Below are 23,230 nucleotides of genomic sequence, written 5' to 3' on the forward strand. Positions count from 1 at the left end.
GACAGACGGGTTGAGGCCGGAATTCCCAGAACTCAGTACTTCTCTATTTTCAAGTTGAATGAACAACCACCAATAATTCGTATAAGCCAGATCTGGAAGCGGAAATATCCTTTTTTGACAGCCACCCCCTCCCTTTATGGCAGGAGAGGGTACCCCCCCATTTGAACAAAGATGGCACCCCCTACCCCCGGGCCACAAGAGGGGGGTGGGGGTATCATGCTTTTAAAAAATTGGTCGGGGGGTCGGGAACCTCTCCTTTTTGGGAGTGGGGGGTGCCACCCCGGGCTGGCAGGAGGCGATACCCCCAATAGACCAGGAATCGCTTCGGTAAGTCCTGTTAAAAAATTCTGATGTTTGCAAAGGAAAATTAGAGAAGTACTGGAACTAAAAAAGAAACAGACCCGGGTCACCGGAACGGGTTTAGTTCTGCGGCGGCTTTCTCATCAACAAAAACGGCATCAACAGAATTACCGCAAGGATAACCATGAACTCGGCGAACATGTAGAGCAGTTCTTCCCGGTTCTGGTCGTAGAACCGGAGATCGAACGACATCGTTTTATTCCACGTCACCTGCGTGGAATTGTCCTGAAACCGGGTCACATTCGCTCCCGTACTTATTCCGGCAAGGAGCGGGTTTCGCACGTCATACTCTCCGGGCATGGTTACGTTCACACTGTACGGCGAGAGGTAATTTCCCTGGAGATGATTGTCGTGCAGGGGTGCAATATACGTGACCGTGTAATTCCCTTTTGGGAATGTAATCACCGAGGGGGCACTCCACATGATTGTCCAGTTGAAGTTTACAGGAGTGCCGTTTTCAGCGATCAAGGTCACATTAGTGACAGTAATTGGTACATTCTCGCCGAGTATACCCGTATCGGCAAACATGTATTTTGACGCACCCGCGAGATCGACCGATGCGGTATACGATGTACCGTTGGGCAGCACCTGATACGTGGCATTGAGTGCTCCCGCTGAAGGGATGGCCAGCGTAATTATAAGTGCAGCGCAGAGAGCAATGATGGCAAATCGGCGTCGATCTCGGTTGGGGGTTCGCATTGTTTGATCACCGTGTCCGGGTCTTTTAAGAGATGGCCGGTCACAACGCAGACTATCTTTTCGTCGCGGTCGATAGCGCCCATCTCTACGAGTTTGCGGATGCCGGCCACCGATGCGGCTGATGCAGGCTCGACACCAATACCTTCTTTCCGTGCAAGGTCGCGCTGCATCGCAAGGATCTCATCATCAGTTACCGATTCAGCCGTCCCTCCGGTCTTGCGGATGGCCACAAGCGCCTTCTCCGCGTTCACCGGCGCGCCGATCCGGATCGCCGATGCAAGGGTCTCGGGGTTCTGGTCGGGCACGACCTCGGGTAGGTTGCCTTTGATTGCCCGGACCACCGGGCTCGATCCCGCTGCCTGGATACCGGTCATCTTTGGCAGAGTGTCAATAAATCCGAGGGCTTCAAGTTCGAGCAGTCCTTTGTAGGCGGCGGAGATGTTCCCGGCATTGCCCACAGGGAGCACAAACCGGTCGGGCACGCAGCCCAGCTGGTCGACTGCCTCAAACCCGATGGTCTTCTGGCCTTCCAGCCGGTAGGGGTTGATCGAATTTAAGAGATACAGCCCGTGGGTGAGACAGAGCTCGTGAACCATTTCGAGAGCACGGTCGAAGTTACCCCGGATGGAGATGACTTTTGCGCCGTGCATCAGCGCCTGCGCGATCTTACCGACCGCTACGTGTCCCGCCGGCAGGAGTACGACTGCCGGGATCCCGGCCTTTGCCGCGTAGACCGCGAGGCTTGCCGAGGTGTTTCCCGTGCTCGCGCAGGCGACGCTCTTCTTCTTGAGCTGGAGTGCCATCGAGACACCGACTGTCATCCCCCGGTCCTTGAATGAACCGGAAGGGTTCATGCCTTCGTGCTTGGCGTAGAGATGTTTGAGGCCCATCTCGTCCCCGAGACGCTTTAAGTGGTAGAGTGGAGTACCGCCTTCGTGGAGGGAGACAGGTTCGATATGCACCGGGAGCAGTTCCTTGTAGCGCCAGACCGAGAGCGGACGGGCGTCCCATGTAGCCCGCTTTACGGTGATCTCATCGAGCGGATATTTTACCGCCAGCAGGTGGCCGCATTTTTTACAGTTATAGATGATCTCGTCAGCGGGATAGGTGGCACCGCAGTGAACGCATACGAGATGGTACATGGACAAGTATTGGTTTTCCGGGTACATATAGGCGAGCGTTAAAGGCGGGACAGTTACTTTGTCTGCTCACTCATGAGGGAGATATACAACGCATCCTTTCGGTCGTTTTCCACGGGAAAGTCCCGGCGGGTTTGTTTGACAAACTGGGGATCAATTTCATAGTACAAGAGTTCGTTTCCCGTACCGGCCCGGGCAATGATCGTCCCATGAGGATCGGCGGTCATGGACGCACCTGAGTACTGGTCGACGGGATTTGTGCCAGTCGTATTCACCCCTGCGACATACATCTGGTTCTCTGCCGCCCGGGACTGGATAAATAGTTCCCAGTACCGTAGCCGGCTTTTTGGCCATGCTGATGGGACAATGACCGCGTGTACTCCTTTTCGTCGGTACAATCGGAAGAGCTCCGGGAATCGGAGGTCATAGCAGATTGCAAGGCCGAAATGCACCCCCTCAATCGTGAATGTTGCAAGACTGACACCCGGAGTAAATGTACGATCTTCCATACCGGGCGTAAAAAGGTGGATCTTTGCGTAGGTTGCAAGGATTTCACCGTCGTTCCCGATTGCAATTGATGTGTTCCTCGGTTTTGGGGAGAATGTTTCACGAAACGATCCGATGACGTTGATCGAATATTTCTTTGCCAGTCTCCTGAGTCCGGTCACCGTCGGGCCAGCAAGATCCTCGCTGTTTTTATTCGATGCAGGGTCCCAGCCGGTTGGAAACTGCTCGGGAAACGAGATTAATGCAGCCCCGGCCCGGGCAGCATCAGAAAAAACCGGTTCTGCTGTTTCAAGCGTCTGTTCCGGTGATTCCCAGACCCCATCAATCTGGGCACTGCAGCATCGCATCGACCGACTCCCTTAAAATCAGGATCCGTGTTCCTGCCGGGATTTACGGTCAACATACAGGATCAGGGCGGCGCCCATTACGACGAGCACGATTGCAGTGAGCAACAGGAACGGGGTTAATGAATGGAAAAATCCAAGGAGTATGGCACCTATAATGATTCCTGCCGCTATGATACTGCACCCGACAAGAATCAGACCCACCGTTGTAATGTCCCAGTCTGACATTATAATCCTCCCATGAGCGGAAATGCGGTTTTTATCCCCGTAATTACAAACTGAACGGCAATAGCCATAAGCAGTATTCCCAGCAACCGGTTGATCACCCGGTATTGTCGCTGGCCGACTTTGAGTATGATATAATCTGCGTGCCGCATCATAAAATAGGTGATCCCGACTGCAATTCCGATAGACGCAAAGATCACAAACCACACAAGAGGGGGCATGTCCTTTGCTTCGTTCGTCAGGACAATGGTGGTAGTGATCGCCCCGGGGCCGGCGATCATGGGAATGGCAAGTGGCATCACGGCAACATCCTCGTTGTCCTTAGATTCATATTTTTCAGTCGCCGTGAGCTTGGTCCGGGAGGTTTTTGCGTAGACCATTTCCATGCCTATCCCAAAGAGCAGGATGCCCCCGGCTATCCGGAATGCTTCGAGTGAGATCCCGAAGACCTGGAGGATTACCGTCCCTGTGATGCCCACAATGACGAGGATTATAAGGGCAATCGTACACGCATCCCGGACGATCTGCACTTTTACCGGCTTTTCGAGGTTTGTAGTGAGCGATATATAAGTCAGCGTCGCTCCCAGCGGGTTGACGATAATGATAAGGGAAGAGAGGCACAGCAGGGAGAAACTGATCAGGTCGCCGGCCATGAAGAAGAAACGGTTCTTATGGGTAATAGAAGTATTGGTAAAAAAAGAACTTAGTATTCGTATAACACGGATTCGTCGATCCTGGTGTATGCGAATACATCTGCGGGTTTGAAATGAATACCAATCTCGCGGGCGGCACTCTCGGGAGAATCGGACGCGTGGATCACGTTCCTGCCGATATCAATCCCGAAATCTCCCCGGATGGTACCGGGCGCCGCTTCCTGCGGATTCGTCGCCCCGATTACTTTGCGGACGATCGCAACCACATTCCGGCCTTCCCACACCATCAGGAAGCACGGGCCTCCCATGATATAGGTCTTCATGGAGGGGAAGAACGGCTTTGAAAGGTGTTCCCGGTACTGTTCGGTGACCCGGGCTTCGGGCAGCTTCTCGAACCGGGCTGCCACGAGTTTGAGACCTTTTGCCTCAAGCCGGGAGACGATATCCCCGACAAGACCACGCTGGACGCCATCCGGCTTGACCATCACAAAGGTGCGATCCATGGTTAAATTCACTCCTTCTTTACACCCTTCTGCCCTGCAGCGGTCCACTCAACCCGGCGGGGAACCCTGCCCAGATTGTGGTTATTCTGGCACTTGGCACTGCAGAAATAGTAGATCGTACCATCTTTTTTGATAAACATCTTGCCGGTGCCCGGCTCAAGCGGTGAACCGCAGAAACTGCAGATGTGCTGTTCGACCATGGGATTCACCGCCTCGACATTTTCTTTGCTTCGCGTTCGGTTTCAAGGAGCATAATAACGTCTCCTTCCCGGATAGGGCCGACCGTGTTGCGGGTGATTATACGCCCCTTGTTGTTGCCATCAAGGATCCGGCACTTGACCTGCATCGCTTCCCCGTGCATACCGGTGGAACCGACGACCTCGATGACTTCAGCGGGCGTTGCGTCGTCTGCCATGATTGCTCCTTATGCCTTTAAGGCAACCAGCTGTTTGGCGAGATCCTCGATCACTTCTTTTGCCTTGCCGGGCTTGACAATCGCTGCGGCGGCAGAACCGACGTCAAGGCCACTGGCGGCACCGATGTCGTTCTGTTTGTTGATGAAGATATAGGGGATCTTCTTCTCATCGCAGAGTGGAGCCAGATGCATGACAATCTCTGCGGGTTCAACGTCAGCGCCGATTAAAACAAGCAGCGCAGCGCTGCGTTCGATGGCTTTTGTTGCCTCGTTTGAACCCTTCTTGATTTTTCCGGTGTCTCTTGCAACTTCAAGGGCTTCAAGCGCCTTGTTCTGGAGCTCCTCTGGAGCCTCGGTTTTTACGTATCCTTTTGCCATAACTCACCTCATTCAGGAGCCTTTTTGCCCCTTCATTACTCATCAGTAGCAGTGATGCAGCCATATCATTTCATCAGGAGGAGAAATAAAGGTTTGCGAACAGTGGCGATACCCTCGGCCCGGCATCATTCATATCAAGGCCGGTGCGCATCACCCGGCAAGACGGTAGATGTCAGTGCCCCGGTCAGAATATGCTCTTATAAGCCCACTTGCCGGGAGATTTACCGTATACGTATCCCGTTCCAGATCCCCGACATAGAGAAGGGTTGCATTGTATTTTTTCATTAAGGCAACAGTCTGATCCGGCTTTTCATAGATTGACCTGATATCGACAAGCCGGGTACTGTACCACCCGGTTGTATCCCCGCGCCACATGAATTCGTGGAACGGCTGGCCGATGATCGCAGGGATGCCGGTGAACGAGGATACCCGGGAATAATAAGTGTAGTCGCCACCTTCAGCCTCGACTATGCGGTCATTCCCGGTCAGGTTCCTGAGGTATGCAACACCTCCCGCATCGCCCGGGTGCGCTGTATCGAGGTAAGCAAGCCCGTCAAGAGACCGGCTCCCGTAATTGAGATCGAGGGGAACCAAAAAAGGCGTGACAAACAGGATGCCAATTACAAGCGTTGCAAGGACTGCGCTTTTTTTTGCTGGCATGACCGGCACGCGCCCGGGTCGGGCGAGCCATGCGCCCGCCATCGCAAATGCACTGATGCCAAGGATGATCCACGCCGGCAGGTAGCACTTAAAGACGGTGTTCATCCGGAAATAGGTATCCCCCATATTGTCCTTGAGGTAGAACAGTTCTACGATGATAAGGAGCAAAAGCCCTAAAATGGCAAGTATTTTCGGGAGGCTGTGCTCCTTTTTTACAATGAAATAGAGGAGGGGAACGGCAGCAATTGCAGCAGCCGTGTACCCGGCAAGGATAAACGGTACTGCGACAAGCAAAAGGTACGGCCGCTCCCGTATGTCTTTTATGAGAAGCAATAGGAAGATGGCGATAAACCAGCCGTTCACAAGCAGGAACTGGAAGGGATCTGATGGTGTTTTTACGATTGTGATCCCCCCGGTACTCGTTTTAAGCATCAGATAAAAAGGAAGGTAAATGAGAATGGCAAGGGGCGGGATTGCAATCAGATGGCCCCACGAAGAGAGCCCCAGACCCTGTTTCCTGCCCCGCATGATGATCAACGCGGCAAAGATCACAGTAATCGGCGCGTAGATGAGTACATCCCATGTGTTGATCAGGGGCATGGAGCCAAGGCTGAGTGCGGCAAGGCAGCACACGATCCATTTATCTCTTGATTCGAGTGACTCCCAGTGTTTGTACAGGTAGAGCAGCAGGAAAATCAAAAATACCTGGTTAAATATCGAGATGACATGGGGATGGAGATCCCCCCAGGTAAAAGAGAAAAGGGGATACTCGTTGATGGTGTTGGTGATCGTCCGGGTGCTGTCCCAAAGCACTGAGTTGAGTCCTTTTCCGATAATGATCTGGTAAAAAAATGAAGGGTTGGGGAGGATGAAGATGACGAGCGGTAGCCAGCGGATCCGGTCGAGTAAGAGCGTTCCAATTGCGTACACGGTTACAGCCGCGACACCAAGTACTGTCGGCAGGGAGAGGTTGAACGCAATATTCGAGGGCACGCCGCTCACTATGCCGAGGCAGCCAAAAAGCCAGTAGCCCAGATAATAATAAACATCCAGCGTACCCCCCGCGAACCAGGGATCGAGTGGCGGTACTACCGGGCTTAACATCACGGATGCGAGAAAACCGTGATCCATAAACTTCTCTGCATAGGAGATCGTCGGGTTGACAAACCTGACCGTGAGCATCAGGAAGAAAAAGATAAGGAATACCAGTTCCCAGCGCCACTCTTTTTTGAGTTCGCTCCATGCGTAATCACGCCGGTAAAGGTGATACGTAAAAAGCAGGACAAATGGTACAAGCGCAAGCTGAACCGGGAAACGGGCAAGGCCGCAGTACCACGTGAGAATGGTAAAAATGAGGAGCGATGCGGCAAATGCTGCAGGGAATGCGTACTGCCGCAGGCATTTTTTCAGGGTGGGATAGAGCGCTAGTTGTAAAAAACTTATAACCAGCAGCCAGCCGGCAACCGACAGGGCCTGATAATCAGGGGTCAGGGGTCTTTCCCCCGTTCAGTTTTGCGCTGAGGGCTGATTTGATGGTCGGGATCACCCAGTCTCCAAGATAGTAGATGGAGACGATACCGCCGGCAAGGGTGACCAGGTTTTTGATGAGATGATCGATCACAGCGATCAGGAATGCTTCGGCAGGAGCGACTCCTGCGATCTCAAATGTTGCAGCAACTGCCAGTTCATAGGTCCCGATCCCCCCCGGAGTGATCGGTACTGCCTTGACAAGGTTCCCGATCACTATGGCAAGTACGACAACTGCAAAGGGGATCTGCTGCTCGAACATACCGACCACCGAATAACAGACCAGAACATCGAGTATCCAGATCACGATCGAAGTGATACTCAGGATCACGATGGCACGCAGGGTGAGCGAAGCCCGCCGGATCTCATCGAGCATTGTCAGGATATACCCGATATACTTGTTTTTTGTTGTCAGTTTTCCGACAAAGATCAGGAACACAAAGAATGCGAACCCGATTGCAAGGGGAATGATGATGACAGTATAGAACCAGGTAGGGACATTGAGAACAAAGAAGAGGGAGACCGCTCCGAGCAGTGCAACCGTGATGATATCAAAGACCCTTTCGACCACGATCGAGGAGATGCCTTCCGAGTACGTTGTTTTGTAATCATGTTTGAGAATAAAGATCCTGACAAAATCACCAAGACGGGCGGGAACAATCAGGTTGACGGTCTGGCTGACAAAAACACAGGCAGTAGTCACGGCAACCTTGATCCGGTAATTGAGGTTTAAGAGAATCCGGTGATACCGCCACCCGCGCAGCCACCATGCAGCGAGGCAGATGACAAGTGCCATTCCCAGGTAGGCAGGAACAATGTGCTGGAGTGCGGTGAGCAAGTCATCCCAGACCCGGTAGAGCATATACACAATGATCCCGACGGCGATCAGGGTCGGGATCAGGATTGCACTAATCTTTCGATACATGGATCTGCCACCAGAGACGCAGGATAGATGATCCCATCCCAAATACGTCCTTTAACCGGACGGTTGTTCCTTTCCCTGCACGCCAGCGGACGGGAAACTCCGTGACCGTGTAACCTCTTCGTTGTGCCCGGACTAAAAGTTCGGTATCCCAGAACCAGTGGTTTGATCGTATGGTAGAGATGATCGGGAGAATTTTCGCCTTGTTAAATGCCTTGAAACCACACTGGTGGTCAAAAAGCCGGCTGCCGAGGATGGCACGGACAAGGATGTTGTATGACCTGCTTGCGATCTCGCGGCCTTCCGTACGTCGTATATCGCTCTCCGGGAGAAGCCGGGAACCGGTTGCGATGTCAGCACCCGATCGTATCGCCTCAATCAGTTCGGGAAGGTGATGCATATCGGTAGCAAGATCGACGTCATAGTAGCAGACGATCGATCCCTGTGCCTCACGGATCGCCCGGTTGAGCGCTGTTCCGCGTCCGAGGCGTTCGTCACTATGCAGCAACCGGACCTTGGATGAATTCTTTTCATACTCCCTCACAAATGTTGCGCTCCCGTCAGTACTCCCGTCCTCGGCCACAATAATCTCGAATTCATCCGTGATCTGAGCGAGTATCTCAAGAGATACGGGTATCGCACGTTCGAGTGCAGGCCGGTCATTAAAAACCGGAATAATTGCAGTGACATCTGACACGGCCATTTAGTGTTCCTTCTTCTGAATACATCCGGCAATCCGGTAGCCCGCTCTGATCGAGCCCTCCATACTTCGCTCAGGGTAGTTCTCCTCAGAAAACATACCGGCGATATAGATACCGTGTTTTTCGTATGCCGGGATAAGGGAACGGAAACCGGTTGTGTAGACCGGCCCGGCCCAGGGATCGACTGCCATCCGGCTCCAGTGGATCTCCCGCTCCTGAAGGCCAAACCGGGTACAGAAGTCTTCCCGCATTTTCTGGTCGAGCCGTGCGGGAACGGCACCGCTGAAATACGAAGCGAGGTAGACGATGTGCTCGCCGTAGCGTTCCCACGGGACAAAATTCGTATGTGCCACAACTGCCCCGTATGGCCCATCATCTTTCATGTTGATCCAATATATCCCATCGCTGACATCACGTTCGATACCGAGTGTCATGCAGGCAGCCCCCTGGTACGGGATTTCCGGCATCATAAGGCCTGAAATGTTCCCGAGTTCCTGTGGGGGGAGGGTGGACAGGATTGTATCAAAGCACTCTCCATTTACCTCCCATCGGCCATCTTTTCTGGAGATGGATGTGACCGGGGTTTGCAGGTTAATTTTCCCTCCCTTACTCATAATCGATTTTTCAAGCCCGTCAATAACCTGATGAAACCCGCCGTTCAGGTATCCAAGGTGCTCCCCGGAAACGCCCCGGTTTGACCGGATAGCGATGCGGCTGATCAGCCAGGCGGCTGATACCTTGCTCCGGTTCTTCCCGAACTTGCTCCGAAGCAGAGGTTCAAAGAACGATGAATATATCCAGGGGCCGAGATGTTCGAGAATATAGGTTTCGGCCGGGATGTCATCCAAGGGAAGAATATCTATTTTTTTGGCCCTCAACACAAGCCACGCAAGTTTTGCTTTATCGATAAGCGAAAGTTCTGGCCATCGCAGGATCTGTGAAGGGGTCGTGAGGGGGTATATTGTATCCCGGGAAAAATAGCCGGTGCTTCCTGAATGCCATTCAAATCGATCCCACAACCCAAGCTCGTGGATGAGGGAAAGAAATTGTTGATCATCAGAGAAACAGTGATGGTAATACCGTTCGATCCAGTAATCATCGATGTGGTATGATGAGAGGCAACCTCCCAGAAACGGCATCTTCTCGAACAGTCCAACCTCGTGCTCCCCGGACAACGTATGGGCAGCAACAAGCCCACACAATCCCCCCCCGAGTATTCCAATTTTCATGGTGCGTTACCGGTATACCGGTATTATTTGTTCGGAATCAAATGAAAAAGGCTCCGGAACCCTTCTGGAAAATATGCGACGGATCAAGACGAGAATTTATAAGAAAGTTTTTGTACTGTCGAATTTAAACTTCTTAAAACAAAGAACTTAAAAGAATTAAAAGAGAATACATATCCGTTAGCCCATTGGAGGGTGTAACCAGATGCGAGTCTTTTTCATTGGTTTTGGTCAGGCGGGGGGCAAAATTGTCGACATGTTCCTTGAACAGGACAAGAAGCTCGGGACCAACAGTTTCCGGGGGATTGCTGTCAATACCGCACGGACCGATCTGATGGGCCTTAAAACCATTGAGATGAAAGATCGCCTCCTCATTGGGCAGACGCTGGTGAAAGGTCATGGCGTAGGTACCGATAACGTGACCGGAGCCCGGGTTACTGCGGATGAAATTGATAGTATTATTAATGCGGTTGATACTCGCGGAACGCATGATATTGATGCATTCGTGATCGTCGCCGGACTGGGAGGCGGTACCGGATCCGGGGGTTCCCCGGTGCTTGCCCGTCACCTGAAACGGATCTACCGGGAGCCGGTGTATGCACTGGGAATTATTCCGGCACCGGAAGAAGGACGGCTCTACTCCTACAATGCAGCACGCAGTCTTACGACCTTGGTAAACGAAGCGGATAATACCTTCATTTTTGATAATAGTGCGTGGAAAAACGAGGGGGAAAGTGTCAAGAGTGCGTTTACGCGCCTCAACAACGAAGTTGTCCGAAGATTCGCAATTCTCTTCCGCGCAGGTGAAGTAGGTCGGGCGGGTGTCGGTGAGATGGTGGTGGATTCAAGTGAGATCATCAACACCCTTCGCGGGGGGGGTATTACTTCGGTCGGTTATGCCGTCAGCGAAGTGCTCAGTACACGCACCAAGCAGCAGCGGGGAATCTTCGGGGGCCTCAAGGAAAACATCAAGGATAAATTTGGCGGTAAAAAGGAGGCAAATGAGGAAGTGCTCATGGGGGAAGACAGGTCGGCAAAGATAGTTGGCCTTGTCCGCCGTGCCATGCTGGGCCGTCTTACGCTACCCTGTGATTATTCAACTGCAGAGCGTGCGCTGGTTCTTATTGCAGGACCCCCGGACGAGATGGACCGGAAAGGCGTCGAAAAAGCCAAGAGCTGGGTGGAAGAGAATATTGCCGGTGTTGAAGTCAGAGGGGGTGACTACCCGGTAAACAGCGAGTATGTCGCAGCGGTTGTGATGCTCGCAACCGTTGGCAACGCCCCCCGTATCAAGGAACTCCTGGACATTGCAAAGGAAACAAAAGAAGAGGTTATTAAATCCAAGGAGAAGAAATCAACTATGTTTGAGGAAGGTATCGAACCGTTGTTTGAGTGAGGTTGATGATGAAGGGATTGACACGATTGATTTGGATTGCGGTCCTGTTTTTAATTATAGTACCAGCAGCATCCTTGGCATATACGGTGAACTCGATGCAGATCAGCCCGAGTGGTTCCCTGACTCCGGGAACTACTGTGGATCTATCTTGGAAGATACAGATGCCAAGTGGGTCAACATCAGCAAACTCTCTCCAGATGTATACTCAATTGGAGAAACCAAAATGGTCTTACATTATTAATGTGAACGGTGTTGCGAATGGACTTACTGAAGCCGGGACAAAGACGGTAACAATTAACAGTTTTTTACTGACCTATAAATCGGCTGACGATGTATCTGTCACAGTAACATTGGAAGGGACTGCCCCCGCGGTAACGCAGACCGAAAATCAGACATTAATCCAGATTAGTGACGTGGATGGAAATGGTCACGCGAGTGATACGAAATACACGCAGAGCGTTATGGTTGTCAATACCAATGATGTTACAACCGCCATTGCAAATGCAAAATCACAACTCAGCCAGTTCAGGACTGAAATTGATGAAAAAGCGGCATTGGACATAGATACATCTGCGGCTGAAGCAAAATATAACGAGGCCCAGGCCAAGATAACTTCAGCCCAGTCTTTACCTTCGACACAATACAGCGACGCATTAAATAACATCAATACAGCGATATCCACGATTTCTGATGGCGGGACCCTCCTTGACAAAGCTTGGGCTGAAAAAGATATCTCTGAAGCACAGGGACCTATTAATAATGTAGATTCACTGATTGCTTATTTCCAAGGCAACACAAGTACGTCAACTGATGCCCGTTTGTCGGAGATTATCACGAAAAGGGAAGTTGCGGTGAGTTATATCTCAGCAGCAAACGATGCGTTGACCAATGGAAACTTTGCACAGGCCCGCGCAAAAGCTGGTGATGCTTACTCAAAAGGAAATGAATCCTACAATGATGCGCTTACGTTCAAGGCCTCAATACAAGCCACATGGAATCCCTTTGCGGGGCTTGGCTCAATTGGTTCAATTTTCAGTTCCAGTGTTATCTTTATTATTGTAGGGGTAATAGCCGTCGTTTTAATTATTGTCGGTATCATCATTTACCGTAAACGCGCCCGCTGGGATGAATTAGGTTAAGGTTTATATATTTAAATGTCAGGTATCACTAGAAAGATCAAAATATTAAAAATTTCTAAAAAGAAAATCCAGAAACACTTTTTTGGCAGGTTTGTTATGAGCACCTCGATCGATTTATAGAAAATTATTACAAAAAAAGAGTGAGAACAGCTCAAATAAAAATTGGGGATCAGAGAATGATCTCAATACCGAGTTTCTCTGCCAGTTCCTTGTACCTGTTCCTGAGGGTAACTTCGGGACACCGGCAACTTCTGCCACTTCGCGCTGGGTGCGCCGTTCTCCACCAAGGATTGACGACATATAAATTGCGGCCGCTGCAACCCCGGTCGGGCCCCTGCCGCTTGTGAGCTTGCGTTCCCCAGCCTTCCGGAGGATCTCGACCGCACGGCTCTGCACTTCTCCTTTGAACGTGAGCCGTAGCAGAAACGCGGAACATAATCGATGGGCGATGTCGAGAGGATTTTTAAGCCAAGCTGACGGGAGACGAACCGGTAGGTCCTCCCGATCTCTTTTCTTGAGACACGGGATACTTCCGCAATCTCATCGAGAGTTCGGGGCAGGCTGCACTGCCGGCAGGCGGCATACAACAATGCTGCTGCAACCCCTTCGATGCTCCGGCCGCGGATCAGGTTCTTGTCAACTGCGTTGCGGTAGACTAAAGCGGATCTCTCACGGATGTTCCGCGGCAGGCCCAGTGCGGAGGCCATGCGGTCCAGTTCCGCGAGTGCGAATGCAAGGTTCCGCTCGGTCGCGTTGCTGACACGGATACGACGTTGCCACTTACGGAGACGATATAGCTGGGCCCGGTTCTTGGAGGAGATCTCCCTGCCGAACGAGTCCCTGTTGCGCCAGTCAATCATGGTTGAGAGACCCTTGTCATGGATCGTGAAGGTCATCGGTTGCACCGGTCCAAGCAAATGAAGAATTTTCCATAATTTATCAGCCATATTAGCGGTTTTTAGTCATCCGTTGCTCCCCATTCACTGCAGAAAATTCCCTGACATTCCTGAACCTGAAGAAGACCCATTTGAAGGTAGGCCGGGTCGTCTGTTTTTTTCGTCTGGCGGGCAACCAAGGAGATCAAAATTAAAATGATATTCTATATCCTCAAAAAATTGGTCTCAACATTTGTGTTTTAGTCTTTTGAGAAATTCAACAGAGTAAAAAAAGTTACTCGAAATTCCCCTGTCGTGGCACCTTCATAGTAAGTGTAACTCTTGTGAATTGTCCGGAAAAATCGAAAAAGTAATTGCCGCTCTCGAGGACCTGGAGGTGTTGTGTGGGGATTAAACCGTATTGTCTCCCATATCCCTTTTCAAGGACGATCTTTCCGGTGTTCTTATCAGTAACAGTAACTTCAAACCAGCAGCCCTCGTACGGGCGGTCGATGGTTATGTTCTCGTAATGCATGGTATCGATCACTTTGTACTCTACGAACTCGATTTCGGTAATATTCAAAGGCGTAACAGTATAGTCGAGGATGAGGGGGGGATTTTTCAGGTTGACAGAAACATCGGGCGACAGGTTATTAATGATCTGGTTTTCGATTGAATAGATGGTAATGTAGTCAGAATTCGTTATGCTGGATTTCGTAGCCGATGACTCATATATATCTACTGTGGTGGGGGTCTGAACGATTTTCGGTGTCTCAATAGAAATAATGCTTGGCGTTTCCGATTTTTCAGGGGCGGGTATTGTAATTGTTTTTATGGGCTCCGGTATGTTGGTCACGTCCGGCGTAATGGTAGTTACCTGCATGGCGGGCGTCTTATTTTCCGTTGAAACTAGGGCAGTGGAATTATTGAGCGAAGAAAAAGATTTCTGCATATAGTCCTGCCCGTATACAATCGACGCCATGGACCAAATGGCAATTGTATTACTTATGAGAACTAATATAATACCACCGATGAGTAGTGTGCCATATTTGTCATCCATACCGCTATATTAATTTTGCAATATTTATCAGTTTGTTCGCTGACATACCGAGATCGTGTAAACAATTTGCTGTAAAATCGAGAACGCCCTGATCTCTAATGAACCAACAAAGGAGATCAGAACAATGTCAGTGAATGACTTTATTCAAGATTATCTTAACGATAAGGATCAGTACTTCTCTATTTTTAAGTTGAAAGAACAACTACCAAAAATTCGTATGAGCCAGATCTGGGAGCGGGAGTATCCCTTTTTTGGCAGCCGCCACCCTCCCTTTATGGCAGGAGGGGGTACCCCCCACCCCCGGGCCACAAGAGCGGGGTGGGAGATCATGCTTTTAAAAAATCGATCGGGGAGTCAGGGTACCTCTCATTTTTGGGAGCGGAGGGTGCTACCCCGGGTTGGCAGGAGGGGGGTACCCCCAATAGACCAGGAATCGCTTCGGCAAGTCCTATCAAAAACTCTGGTGTTTGCAAAGGAGAATTTTGAGAAGTACAGAGGTTCATTATGGAGCCCCAGTTGTGGGGGAATTTTCATATCAGTACCGTGGGAGGAAATGAATGTTCGTTCCGGTTCCCGGTGCCGGAAGTTTTCGAGAGTGATCGCGTCGAACTTCTCCTGTTCGAACAATCGGGACGCTTCGGGTGCGTTTGTGCTGTTGTTACTGTGAAATCTCCGGATTCTTCCAGGATCAACTTGCCGATATTGAGGGGGGAAGGATCGTCATCGACATAGAGGAACTTGCCGATACTATCAGTTACTCTTCCTGTCCGTCACTAAAGGGGCGGCTGTCAGACCGATTGCACCGCCGATAATATTTGCCGAGATCTTCATAGCCTCAAGCTCTTCATCGGACCATGATCGCTCGCTGCTATCAATAAAGAGTATCAGACCGTACAGCATGTCCTGTACCCGGATGGGTAAGACAGCAAGGGATGAGAAATTATATTGTTTAAAAAATTCCCGGTCCTTACTGACAAAATCCGATATCGTAAGAGTGACCGGTATTCCCTGTGAAATCTCAAAAAAACGAGTGTCCAGCCCAATCCTGCTGTGATCCAATTCTGTAACTGCCAGGTTGCCCTTGAGTGGGAACGCAGTATCCACAAACCATTCATCCATCATCGTGAGGGTGTACATGTCGTGGGGCTTTTTAAAAACCTTAAACAGTGCGACACGATTAAGCTCCATCGCATTTCCCAGTTGCTCAAGGATCGAAAAACAATCATCTGACGTTTTACGCCCCCCCTCATTGCGCTCTATGTGGTGTTTCTCTGAGAACTGTCGTAGGAACCACTCGACTCCCAACCCAATGGCAAAGAGGATCGCGTCACGCTTTTTAATCTGTTTTTCCATATTATGCCGGAAGAGCCCTATCTCGATATTACAATAGATGTCCCGATCATTGAAGGGTTTGATAATATAGCCATACGGGGCGGTCAGTTTTGCGCGCTGCAGAAACGCCTCGTTGGCATATGCGGTGAGGTAGATGACCGGAATATCCTGCTTTTCGCTAATCTGTTCGGCAGTCATAATACCATCGAGTTTTCCTGCGAGCATAATGTCCATTAAGATGAGATCAGGATGCCTAGACCTGGCCATCTCAATGGCAAGTGTTCCTGTATTAGCAATTCCAATCGTATCATAGCCGAGATTGGAAAGCGTCATTTTGAGGTCTTCGGCTACAATGAGCTCGTCTTCAACGATTAGAACCTGTGTTTTTGTCATTCAGAGGGCTCCTTCCTTGCTAACGGTATGGTCATTTCAAACCCGGTACCTCCGGTGCGGTTCAGTTCAATGCTACCCTCTAACTGCTGGATTAAAGTGAGAATAAGGTGAAGTCCGAGCGTAGGAGAATTTTTCCAGTCCAGTCCATCCGGCAGTCCCACACCATTGTCCTGCACTGATAGAGTAATACCGGCAGCGGTGCGTCTGCCAATGATGGCGATCTCCCCGTTTTGTCCTTTGGGAAATGCGTGTTTGAGTGCATTTGTCAACAGTTCATTCATAATCAGTCCCACGGGAATTGCCCTGTTGATATCCAAAGAAACATTTTTAATATCAATGTTCAGGTGAATCCGTTTGGTGTCCGTGGCATACGTGATCATGAGATTTGTGGCAAGCATGTCGATATAATCCGAAAAGTCTATGAAGGCAAGATCTGCGGAACTGTAGAGTTTCTCATGCACGAGCGACATCGAGCGGATGCGGCTTTCGCTGTCCTGCAGGGTATGGATTGTACTGACATCCGTGATCTGCTGTCTCTGGAGCCGGATCAGACTCGTAATAATCTGGAGGTTGTTTTTCACCCGGTGGTGGATCTCCCGGAGGAGGACTTCTTTCTCATGCAGGGTCGACGTAATCGCTGCTTCTGCGGCTTTCCGTTGCACAATCTCATTCTCAAGTTCTGCTGTGCGCTGCAAAACACGGGATTCAAGTTCCCGGGTGAGAGTCTTGATCTTTTCTTCTGCTTTCTTTTGTTCGGTGATATCCCTTCCAACAGACTGGTATTCAATTACATGACCCTCTTTGTCGAAAATTGCCCGGTCGCTCCATCGCTGCCAGCGGACTTCTCCCGAGGGCATAAGGATCCGGTGTTCGATTGTGGCAACCGGATTCTGTGGCGTGAGCGAGGCAAGGTGATTTTTTACCCGACTGCTCTCTTCGGGGGACAATACAATGTAATGGGGATGAGCGAGGCATTGGTCTCTTTCAAGGCTGAAATACCGGCAGTACGCATTATTTACAAACGTGAGTATGCCATCAGGAGTAAACCGGCATATGAATTCAGTCTGGTCTTCAACAACAGAACGGTACCTCTCCTCACTCTCCCGCAGCGCCAACTCAGTTTGCTTGCGCTCGGTGATATCGGTTAAGAAATTCAGTGTGGCAGGATGTCCATCCCAGTCTATCGCGGCGACGTTGAGCTCAACCCACCTTGTGCTTCTATCCTTTGGACTCAACCGGAAGGTGTAGCGATAGGGTAACTCCTCACCCTTCACCCACTGCTGGTACCGCTCCACCATCATGAGACGGTCGTCAGGGTGTATAAGCACAGGAAATTGCATTGAGAGAAGTTCCTGTTCTGAATATCCGGTGAATTCGATTGCTCGATGATTGACCATCTTCAGCATCCCATCCTGCACAACGACAATTGCCTCATCTGAGTGTCCGATCACATGCCGGTAGGTCTCCTCGTTTTTCTTAAGCACATCATCTGCCATTTTCCAGGAGGCAGCCTGCTTGAGTTTGTGCGAGAGTTCGGCAAATTCCTCGCTTGAGTCCCCACATTTCTGGAGATAGAAGTCTGCTCCGCGGTTGATCGCCTGGATGACCACATCTTCCCTGCCCTTGCCGGTGAACAGGATGAATGGAATCAGTCCAAAACGAGTCCGAACCTCAACAAGGAACTGGATGCCATCCATCTCCGGCATCTGGTAATCGGAGATGACCGCATCGAACTTCTCCTGTTCGAGCAATCGATACCCTTCAGGTGCGCTTAGTGCTGTCGTTACCGTGAAATCTCCGGATTGTTCCAACATTAACTTGCCAATATCGAGAAGGGAGGGATCGTCATCGACATAGAGAACCCGAATTGCTGCTGCCATCATGCACCATCCCCTGCGGTTCGCCACATCCCTTTCGGAACCGTAATCTCGAACCGTGCCCCTTTGCCCGGAGTGCCATTCTCGGTGATCGTGATACTGGTGATCGCGAGGATCTCACTGGAGAGGAATAACCCGAACCCGGTATTCTTCCCAAATCCCATCGTGAAGAGGTGCTTTTTGTTCTCTGCGGTGATCCCTACACCGTTATCCTCGCAGAGGATCGTGAGGCTTGCATCTGACTCCTGCGAAGAGATACAAATCGTCTTCATTTGGTTACCCCCGTAACGGAGGGCGTTGTCAATTAGGTTGTAAATGACCTTAGTGATGAGCGGGTCCGCGAACACTTCTGTCCCAGTGGGGAGATCGTTCTTCACTATGACCTGTCCGAGGGGAACTTGCTTTGCCACAGTGTCTACAAGGGAACGGCAGTTTTGCCAAGCAGGAACATTGACACCGAGACTCTCGTATTCCTTTGTAAACTGGATTATGGTGAAGATTCTTTTTGCGGCAGTGCTCATCTTCCCGAAGTAATTATTGAGTGTGGGATCGGTCTGCTTCTTTTCCAGTATTGAAAGGTATCCCTGCACTACCGCAAGCTGGTTGTTGATATCGTGGCGGGTGATGCTGGTAAAGAGGGTAAGTTTCTTATTCGCTACAGCAAGTGCATCTTCCACCCGTTTGCGCTGGGTGATGTTCTGACTGGTTCCTTCAAGGTACAGAATAGCACCCTCCGCATCACGGACAAGTCGTGCGTTGATTGAAACCCATACTATTTGTCCGTTCTTATGTCGACAGGGAACCTCAAAGTTTTCAAGGACTCCCTTTTCCAGGAAAATCCGCTTTGCAACTTCTCTGGTTTTTGGATCCTGGTAAATCTGCGTATTAATATCCGTTATCGATTGAATGAGTTCCTCTGCAGACGCGTACCCGAGGATTCGGGCTGCATGATTATTAGCAGATAAAAACCGTCCTTCCAGGGAAACCTGATATATCCCCATAACGGCATTATCAAAGATGGTGTGGTAGTTCTCCTCGCTTTTTTTTAGTTTCCTGTCGAGAGTATGCTTATACAGCACCATCTCGACGGTGGCTTGGAGCTCCCGATCATTGAAGGGTTTGATAATATAGCCATACGGGGAGGTCAGTTTCGCCCGCTGCAGCAACGTTTCGTTGACATATGCAGTGATGTAGATGACCGGAATATCCAGCCTTTCACTGATCTGTTCGGCAGTCGTGATACCATCGATTTTTCCTGCGAGCATGATGTCCATTAAGATGAGATCAGGAGATCTGGATCTGGCAAGCTCAATGGCAAGTTCTCCTGTATTGGCAATTGCACTTATATCATAGCCAAGATTGGTAAACGTCATTTTGAGGTCTTCGGCTACAATGAGGTCGTCTTCAACTATGAGGATGCTGTACTTGCCCATTAGAATGACCTCCGACTACCAGATGACGGGGATACGAGGACTTTTAGTTGGAGCAGGATCAACTTCTCTTCACTCTGCTGGATATCATTCGCCATATCCTCAATTTTCCGTAGTATTCCCTGCTCTGTCTCTCCCACTTTGGTATATGTTGTTTTGAGGAGGTTGACGAGTTTTTTGTCTACGTCAACCCGTTTGGTGAGTCTGGCATACTCGCATACAAGGGCTTTGTCGGTCCCTGCCCGTAGTGCCATCTGGATCTCCCCTTCAATCTTCTTCTTCCGATTGAGGGTATACTCAATTGCAGCATACAACTCGGAAGGCGTGACGGGTTTGGGGATATAGTCTTCAATGCATATCCCGTACCGTTTCGCTTCTTCAGGCAACAGTTGTTTTCCGGTAAGCATCAGCACCGGGATTTTCCGGAGCACCGGATCCTTCTTTATCTTCTCCAGTGTCTCCCATCCATCCATCGGAAACATCATGATATCGAGAAGGATGACATCCGGATGGTTTTTCTTGTCAGCAAGCAGCGAGAGGCACTCCCCTCCGCTGGAAGATTTTATTGTGTCGTATCCATTCTCCTCCAGGAGGTAGGAGAAGACGTCGACAATATCCGGTTCATCGTCAACGATGAGGACTCGGGTCTTGTGCGGTCTTTTTCGGATGATGAGAGATCTGACTCCGGCTGCACAAATCAGGATAATTCCGGCAGCGAGTAGGATAATTGCTGGAACCGGAATGATTGATGGTGATGGTGCAGGAGTCGGGTATACCACGGGAGAACCGCCCTCGTTGGCTGGAGCCGGCTTTGTTATATCCGGGGTTGTGATTGCAGTTACTGTAACAGAGGGCGATACCGGTTGTACTTTAACTGCCGGGGATACCTCTGCCTGCGGAGTTGCTGTTACAGTAGGTGCCGGCAGTCTTTCAGAGACTGCGAAGTACGAGAAACCGGGGGTATCGGATTGATAATAATGGATATCCCCATTCGTGGATTCAAACGTTGTCGGGAGTTCAGTCCAGACGAGATCATGGTTCCGCAGCAGCACCACATTGGCAGGGTCAATATGTTTCTCTCTCAACCATGACCCGAGTACGCTGAAATGGATCGTCCCGGATGTGATTACATTCGGATTGATCCAAGCGATCTCAATCTTCTCGTATGCCGCAGGTCTACCCGTGAGACCAATTGCGGATGACGGTTCTTGCTGCTGGACCACACACTGGGACTGGGAGATTGACCTGTTGGGTACGAATGATACAGATTGGATCGAAACCGGATCGGTGGAAGAGGGGATGCCAAACGAATAACTGACGGTCTGAGCCGCCGGGGCTCCGTTTGCGATCGCCGTGCCGCTGCCGGATTGTCCGGACTGAACCGGTACGGTGTCGTCGCTACCTTCAGTGGGTGTCGGGGTGGGGGGAGTGGCAGATATCATGAATCCCTCGACAAGCGACCCCTGCTGACCATCAGGGTTGACAACCGTCACGTCCCAGAGTCCGGCTGGTTTTCCGGCTAAATTGAATGAGCAGGTAATTTTTGTAGAATCAACCACCCTCACATCAGTCGCAATGATGCTGCTCTGACTGGTCTTTACCAGGTATACGGTAGGAGTTCCATAGAATCCAGTTCCTGCGAGGTTCGTAATACTCACAATTCCATTATTTAATCCTGATGATGGAGTTATGCCGGTGACCGTGGGTGCTGACGTGACGTTTGTTACTGAGATATAGCCGGTCCGTATTATGGAGTCGCTTCCGATCGCGTTCGTTGCTTTAAGCGAGACTGTGTAGATGCCGGGTGCCGAATAGATGTGTTCCGGGTTCTGGACCGTTGACGTGCCACCATCGCCAAACGACCAGTTCCAGCTCGTGGGATATCTTGTTGAATTGTCGGTAAATTTCACGGGTAGCGGTGCGGGTCCTGCCGTTGGGGTTCCGGTGAAGTACGCTTCCGGCGAAAAGGCTGATACCTTGATATAGCCGGTCCGTATTATGGTATCATTTCCGATCGTGTTCGTTGCTTTAAGCGAGACAGTGTAGGTGCCGGGTGCCGAATAGATGTGTTCCGGGTTCTGGAGCGTTGACGTGCCACCATCGCCGAATGACCAGTTCCAGCTCGTGGGGGATCTTGTTGAACTGTCGGTGAATTTTACGGGTAACGGAACTGATCCGCTTGTGAGATTGCTGGTGAAGTCCGGTTGCGGAGCTAAACCATATACTGTAATGTGCATTGTGATAGTGCTGCTGGTAACCATTGGTACAGCGTTGCTTCTACCCTTTGTTGGGGTACTGCTGTAAATTTCGTTGCTTGTCGTTGTCAGCGAGACGATGTAGGTGCCGGGTGCCGAATAGGTATGTAACGGGTGCTGGAGCGTTGACGTATAACCATCACCGAACGACCAGTTCCAGCTCGTCGCGTTGATCGAGCTTGCGGAACTTGTTACAATAGTCAGGTTTGTATAGCTTGTTTGTACTGCGGTGAAGTTCGCTACCGTTACATTGACAGGCGAAGTGGTATATACATCGAAGGTCCGTGTTATGATATTGCTCCCCGCAGCGTTCGTTGCGGTCAGCGTGACGATGTAGTTACCAGGTGCCGAATAGGTGTGTACCGGGTTCTGGAGGGTTGACGTGTCACCATCTCCGAACGACCAGCTCCAGCTCGTAGGGGATCTTGTTGAACTGTCGGTGAATGTCACAAGTGCCGGAGCTGTGCCGAAAGTAGGAGTAAAGGTGAAGTACGCTTCCGGCGCAGAAGAAAATGCGGTGATGTACCTGGTCCGGGTCATGGTAGAGCTTCCCCCAGTGTTTGAGGCGGTCAGCAAGACGGAGTAAGTGCCGGGTGCCGAATATGTGTGTACCGGATTCTGGAGGGCTGACGTACCACCATCACCGAACGACCAGCTCCAGCTCGTGGGCGATTTTGTTGAACCGTCGGTGAATGTCACGAGTAACGGTGCTGTGCCTGCTGTGGGGGTTCCGTTGAAAGATGCTTCCGGTGCAGATGAAAATGCGGTGATGTACCTGGTCCGGGTCATAGTAGAGCTTCCCCCGGCGTTTGAGGCGGTCAGCGAGACGGTATAGTTACCGGCTGCCGAATAGGTGTGTACCGGGTTCTGGAGGGCTGACGTGCCACCATCACCGAACGACCAGTTCTAGCTCGTAGGGGATCTTGTTGAACGGTCGGTGAATGTCACGAGTAACGGTGCTGTGCCTACTGTGGGGGTTCCGGTAAAGTCTGCGACCGGGGCCGGTGTGATACTGGTGATAGTAAATCCGTTCGTGAGCGTCCCGGTCTGGCCGTCCGGGTTGGTGACGTTGACGTTCCACTGCCCGACCGTCGCTCCGGCTAAATTAAACATACAGGTGATCTTTGTGGAATCAATAACCGTTACATCAGTCGCCGCAATATCAGGTTGACCGGTTTTTGTCAGTTTCGCAGTTGCGCCGCTAACGAACCCGG

At 50.8% G+C, this 23,230-nt stretch carries 20 protein-coding genes and 3 pseudogenes; 2 read left to right on the top strand and 21 right to left on the bottom strand.

Annotated features, from left to right (window positions below):
- Nucleotides 1–420: 420 nt before the first annotated feature.
- From WCX19_RS08975 to WCX19_RS09035, 13 genes are all read right to left on the bottom strand, one after another.
- Nucleotides 421–1,059, bottom strand: a complete 639-nt coding sequence (locus tag WCX19_RS08975) for a DUF5803 family protein (RefSeq protein WP_373007293.1) — start codon at nt 1,057–1,059, stop codon at nt 421–423.
- Nucleotides 996–2,201, bottom strand: a complete 1,206-nt coding sequence (thrC, locus tag WCX19_RS08980; RefSeq protein WP_373007295.1) for a threonine synthase — start codon at nt 2,199–2,201, stop codon at nt 996–998. Before thrC ends, WCX19_RS08975 begins: the two co-directional genes overlap by 64 nt.
- Nucleotides 2,202–2,254: 53 nt before the next feature.
- Entirely contained in the window at nt 2,255–3,052 is a 798-nt protein-coding gene (locus WCX19_RS08985) for a nitrilase-related carbon-nitrogen hydrolase (protein ID WP_373007297.1), read from the bottom strand.
- A gap of 18 nt (nt 3,053–3,070) precedes the next feature.
- Nucleotides 3,071–3,277, bottom strand: a complete 207-nt coding sequence (locus tag WCX19_RS08990) for a hypothetical protein (RefSeq protein WP_373007299.1) — start codon at nt 3,275–3,277, stop codon at nt 3,071–3,073.
- Complete coding sequence (locus tag WCX19_RS08995; RefSeq protein ID WP_373007301.1) at nt 3,277–3,927, bottom strand: MarC family protein; 651 nt, start codon at nt 3,925–3,927, stop codon at nt 3,277–3,279. The genes WCX19_RS08990 and WCX19_RS08995 overlap by 1 nt, the downstream gene beginning before the upstream one ends.
- Before the next feature lie 50 nt (nt 3,928–3,977).
- Nucleotides 3,978–4,430 (bottom strand): nucleoside-diphosphate kinase, encoded by a 453-nt coding sequence (gene ndk, locus WCX19_RS09000; protein WP_373007303.1) that lies wholly within the window; start codon nt 4,428–4,430, stop codon nt 3,978–3,980.
- An 8-nt stretch (nt 4,431–4,438) separates the two neighbouring features.
- Nucleotides 4,439–4,630, bottom strand: coding sequence for a 50S ribosomal protein L24e (locus tag WCX19_RS09005; protein WP_373007305.1), 192 nt, complete (start codon nt 4,628–4,630; stop codon nt 4,439–4,441).
- A 5-nt stretch (nt 4,631–4,635) separates the two neighbouring features.
- Nucleotides 4,636–4,845 carry a 30S ribosomal protein S28e gene (locus tag WCX19_RS09010; RefSeq protein WP_373007307.1) on the bottom strand — a complete coding sequence of 70 codons (210 nt, stop codon included), beginning with the start codon at nt 4,843–4,845 and terminating at the stop codon, nt 4,636–4,638.
- Between the two features lie 9 nt (nt 4,846–4,854).
- Nucleotides 4,855–5,223: a 50S ribosomal protein L7Ae gene (gene rpl7ae, locus WCX19_RS09015; protein ID WP_292370270.1), complete on the bottom strand. Its 369-nt coding sequence runs from the start codon at nt 5,221–5,223 to the stop codon at nt 4,855–4,857.
- Between the two features lie 150 nt (nt 5,224–5,373).
- Nucleotides 5,374–7,374, bottom strand: coding sequence for a DUF2298 domain-containing protein (locus tag WCX19_RS09020; protein ID WP_373007333.1), 2,001 nt, complete (start codon nt 7,372–7,374; stop codon nt 5,374–5,376).
- Entirely contained in the window at nt 7,364–8,335 is a 972-nt protein-coding gene (locus WCX19_RS09025) for a lysylphosphatidylglycerol synthase transmembrane domain-containing protein (protein ID WP_373007309.1), read from the bottom strand. The genes WCX19_RS09020 and WCX19_RS09025 overlap by 11 nt, the downstream gene beginning before the upstream one ends.
- On the bottom strand, nt 8,319–9,035 hold the full coding sequence (locus WCX19_RS09030) for a glycosyltransferase (protein ID WP_373007311.1): 717 nt from the start codon (nt 9,033–9,035) through the stop codon (nt 8,319–8,321). The genes WCX19_RS09025 and WCX19_RS09030 overlap by 17 nt, the downstream gene beginning before the upstream one ends.
- The gene (locus tag WCX19_RS09035; RefSeq protein WP_373007313.1) at nt 9,036–10,262 is read right to left on the bottom strand and encodes an NAD(P)/FAD-dependent oxidoreductase; all 1,227 of its coding nucleotides are present in this window, start codon (nt 10,260–10,262) and stop codon (nt 9,036–9,038) included.
- A 202-nt stretch (nt 10,263–10,464) separates the two neighbouring features.
- On the opposite strand from WCX19_RS09035, the gene WCX19_RS09040 reads away from it, so the two are divergent.
- Nucleotides 10,465–11,655 (top strand): tubulin/FtsZ family protein, encoded by a 1,191-nt coding sequence (locus WCX19_RS09040; RefSeq protein ID WP_373007315.1) that lies wholly within the window; start codon nt 10,465–10,467, stop codon nt 11,653–11,655.
- 5 nt (nt 11,656–11,660) lie between these two features.
- On the top strand, nt 11,661–12,794 hold the full coding sequence (locus WCX19_RS09045; RefSeq protein WP_373007317.1) for a hypothetical protein: 1,134 nt from the start codon (nt 11,661–11,663) through the stop codon (nt 12,792–12,794).
- Nucleotides 12,795–12,963: 169 nt separating this feature from the next.
- Here WCX19_RS09045 and WCX19_RS09050 read toward each other — a convergent pair.
- The 8 genes and pseudogenes from WCX19_RS09050 to WCX19_RS09085 all read right to left on the bottom strand — a co-directional run.
- Nucleotides 12,964–13,693: pseudogene (locus WCX19_RS09050) on the bottom strand (transcription initiation factor IIB); the annotation flags it as partial.
- A 271-nt stretch (nt 13,694–13,964) separates the two neighbouring features.
- Nucleotides 13,965–14,729 carry a hypothetical protein gene (locus tag WCX19_RS09055; RefSeq protein ID WP_373007319.1) on the bottom strand — a complete coding sequence of 255 codons (765 nt, stop codon included), beginning with the start codon at nt 14,727–14,729 and terminating at the stop codon, nt 13,965–13,967.
- 750 nt (nt 14,730–15,479) lie between these two features.
- The gene (locus tag WCX19_RS09060; RefSeq protein WP_373007321.1) at nt 15,480–16,454 is read right to left on the bottom strand and encodes a response regulator; all 975 of its coding nucleotides are present in this window, start codon (nt 16,452–16,454) and stop codon (nt 15,480–15,482) included.
- Nucleotides 16,451–18,337 carry a PAS domain S-box protein gene (locus tag WCX19_RS09065; RefSeq protein ID WP_373007323.1) on the bottom strand — a complete coding sequence of 629 codons (1,887 nt, stop codon included), beginning with the start codon at nt 18,335–18,337 and terminating at the stop codon, nt 16,451–16,453. Before WCX19_RS09065 ends, WCX19_RS09060 begins: the two co-directional genes overlap by 4 nt.
- Nucleotides 18,334–19,764 carry a response regulator gene (locus WCX19_RS09070; protein ID WP_373007325.1) on the bottom strand — a complete coding sequence of 477 codons (1,431 nt, stop codon included), beginning with the start codon at nt 19,762–19,764 and terminating at the stop codon, nt 18,334–18,336. The genes WCX19_RS09065 and WCX19_RS09070 overlap by 4 nt, the downstream gene beginning before the upstream one ends.
- On the bottom strand, nt 19,764–22,556 hold the full coding sequence (locus WCX19_RS09075; RefSeq protein WP_373007327.1) for a PKD domain-containing protein: 2,793 nt from the start codon (nt 22,554–22,556) through the stop codon (nt 19,764–19,766). The genes WCX19_RS09070 and WCX19_RS09075 overlap by 1 nt, the downstream gene beginning before the upstream one ends.
- Before the next feature lie 36 nt (nt 22,557–22,592).
- Nucleotides 22,593–22,862: pseudogene (locus WCX19_RS09080) on the bottom strand (PKD domain-containing protein); the annotation flags it as partial.
- Nucleotides 22,863–22,922: 60 nt separating this feature from the next.
- A pseudogene (locus WCX19_RS09085) lies at nt 22,923–23,230 on the bottom strand (hypothetical protein); the annotation flags it as partial.

This window comes from Methanoregula sp., assembly GCF_041663825.1.
In the GTDB taxonomy this organism is placed as follows: Archaea; Halobacteriota; Methanomicrobia; order Methanomicrobiales; family Methanospirillaceae; genus Methanoregula.

Excerpts from the sequence above, each read along its gene's own strand:
- WCX19_RS08975 (WP_373007293.1), bottom strand. The coding sequence starts at position 1,059 with ATGCGAACCCCCAACCGAGATCGACGCCGATTTGCCATCATTGCTCTC.
- thrC (WP_373007295.1), bottom strand. The coding sequence starts at position 2,201 with ATGTACCATCTCGTATGCGTTCACTGCGGTGCCACCTATCCCGCTGAC.
- WCX19_RS08985 (WP_373007297.1), bottom strand. The coding sequence starts at position 3,052 with ATGCGATGCTGCAGTGCCCAGATTGATGGGGTCTGGGAATCACCGGAA.
- WCX19_RS08990 (WP_373007299.1), bottom strand. The coding sequence starts at position 3,277 with ATGTCAGACTGGGACATTACAACGGTGGGTCTGATTCTTGTCGGGTGC.
- WCX19_RS08995 (WP_373007301.1), bottom strand. The coding sequence starts at position 3,927 with ATGGCCGGCGACCTGATCAGTTTCTCCCTGCTGTGCCTCTCTTCCCTT.
- ndk (WP_373007303.1), bottom strand. The coding sequence starts at position 4,430 with ATGGATCGCACCTTTGTGATGGTCAAGCCGGATGGCGTCCAGCGTGGT.
- WCX19_RS09005 (WP_373007305.1), bottom strand. The coding sequence starts at position 4,630 with ATGGTCGAACAGCACATCTGCAGTTTCTGCGGTTCACCGCTTGAGCCG.
- WCX19_RS09010 (WP_373007307.1), bottom strand. The coding sequence starts at position 4,845 with ATGGCAGACGACGCAACGCCCGCTGAAGTCATCGAGGTCGTCGGTTCC.
- rpl7ae (WP_292370270.1), bottom strand. The coding sequence starts at position 5,223 with ATGGCAAAAGGATACGTAAAAACCGAGGCTCCAGAGGAGCTCCAGAAC.
- WCX19_RS09025 (WP_373007309.1), bottom strand. The coding sequence starts at position 8,335 with ATGTATCGAAAGATTAGTGCAATCCTGATCCCGACCCTGATCGCCGTC.
- WCX19_RS09030 (WP_373007311.1), bottom strand. The coding sequence starts at position 9,035 with ATGGCCGTGTCAGATGTCACTGCAATTATTCCGGTTTTTAATGACCGG.
- WCX19_RS09035 (WP_373007313.1), bottom strand. The coding sequence starts at position 10,262 with ATGAAAATTGGAATACTCGGGGGGGGATTGTGTGGGCTTGTTGCTGCC.
- WCX19_RS09040 (WP_373007315.1), top strand. The coding sequence starts at position 10,465 with ATGCGAGTCTTTTTCATTGGTTTTGGTCAGGCGGGGGGCAAAATTGTC.
- WCX19_RS09045 (WP_373007317.1), top strand. The coding sequence starts at position 11,661 with ATGATGAAGGGATTGACACGATTGATTTGGATTGCGGTCCTGTTTTTA.
- WCX19_RS09055 (WP_373007319.1), bottom strand. The coding sequence starts at position 14,729 with ATGGATGACAAATATGGCACACTACTCATCGGTGGTATTATATTAGTT.
- WCX19_RS09060 (WP_373007321.1), bottom strand. The coding sequence starts at position 16,454 with ATGACAAAAACACAGGTTCTAATCGTTGAAGACGAGCTCATTGTAGCC.
- WCX19_RS09065 (WP_373007323.1), bottom strand. The coding sequence starts at position 18,337 with ATGATGGCAGCAGCAATTCGGGTTCTCTATGTCGATGACGATCCCTCC.
- WCX19_RS09070 (WP_373007325.1), bottom strand. The coding sequence starts at position 19,764 with ATGGGCAAGTACAGCATCCTCATAGTTGAAGACGACCTCATTGTAGCC.
- WCX19_RS09075 (WP_373007327.1), bottom strand. The coding sequence starts at position 22,556 with ATGACCCGGACCAGGTACATCACCGCATTTTCTTCTGCGCCGGAAGCG.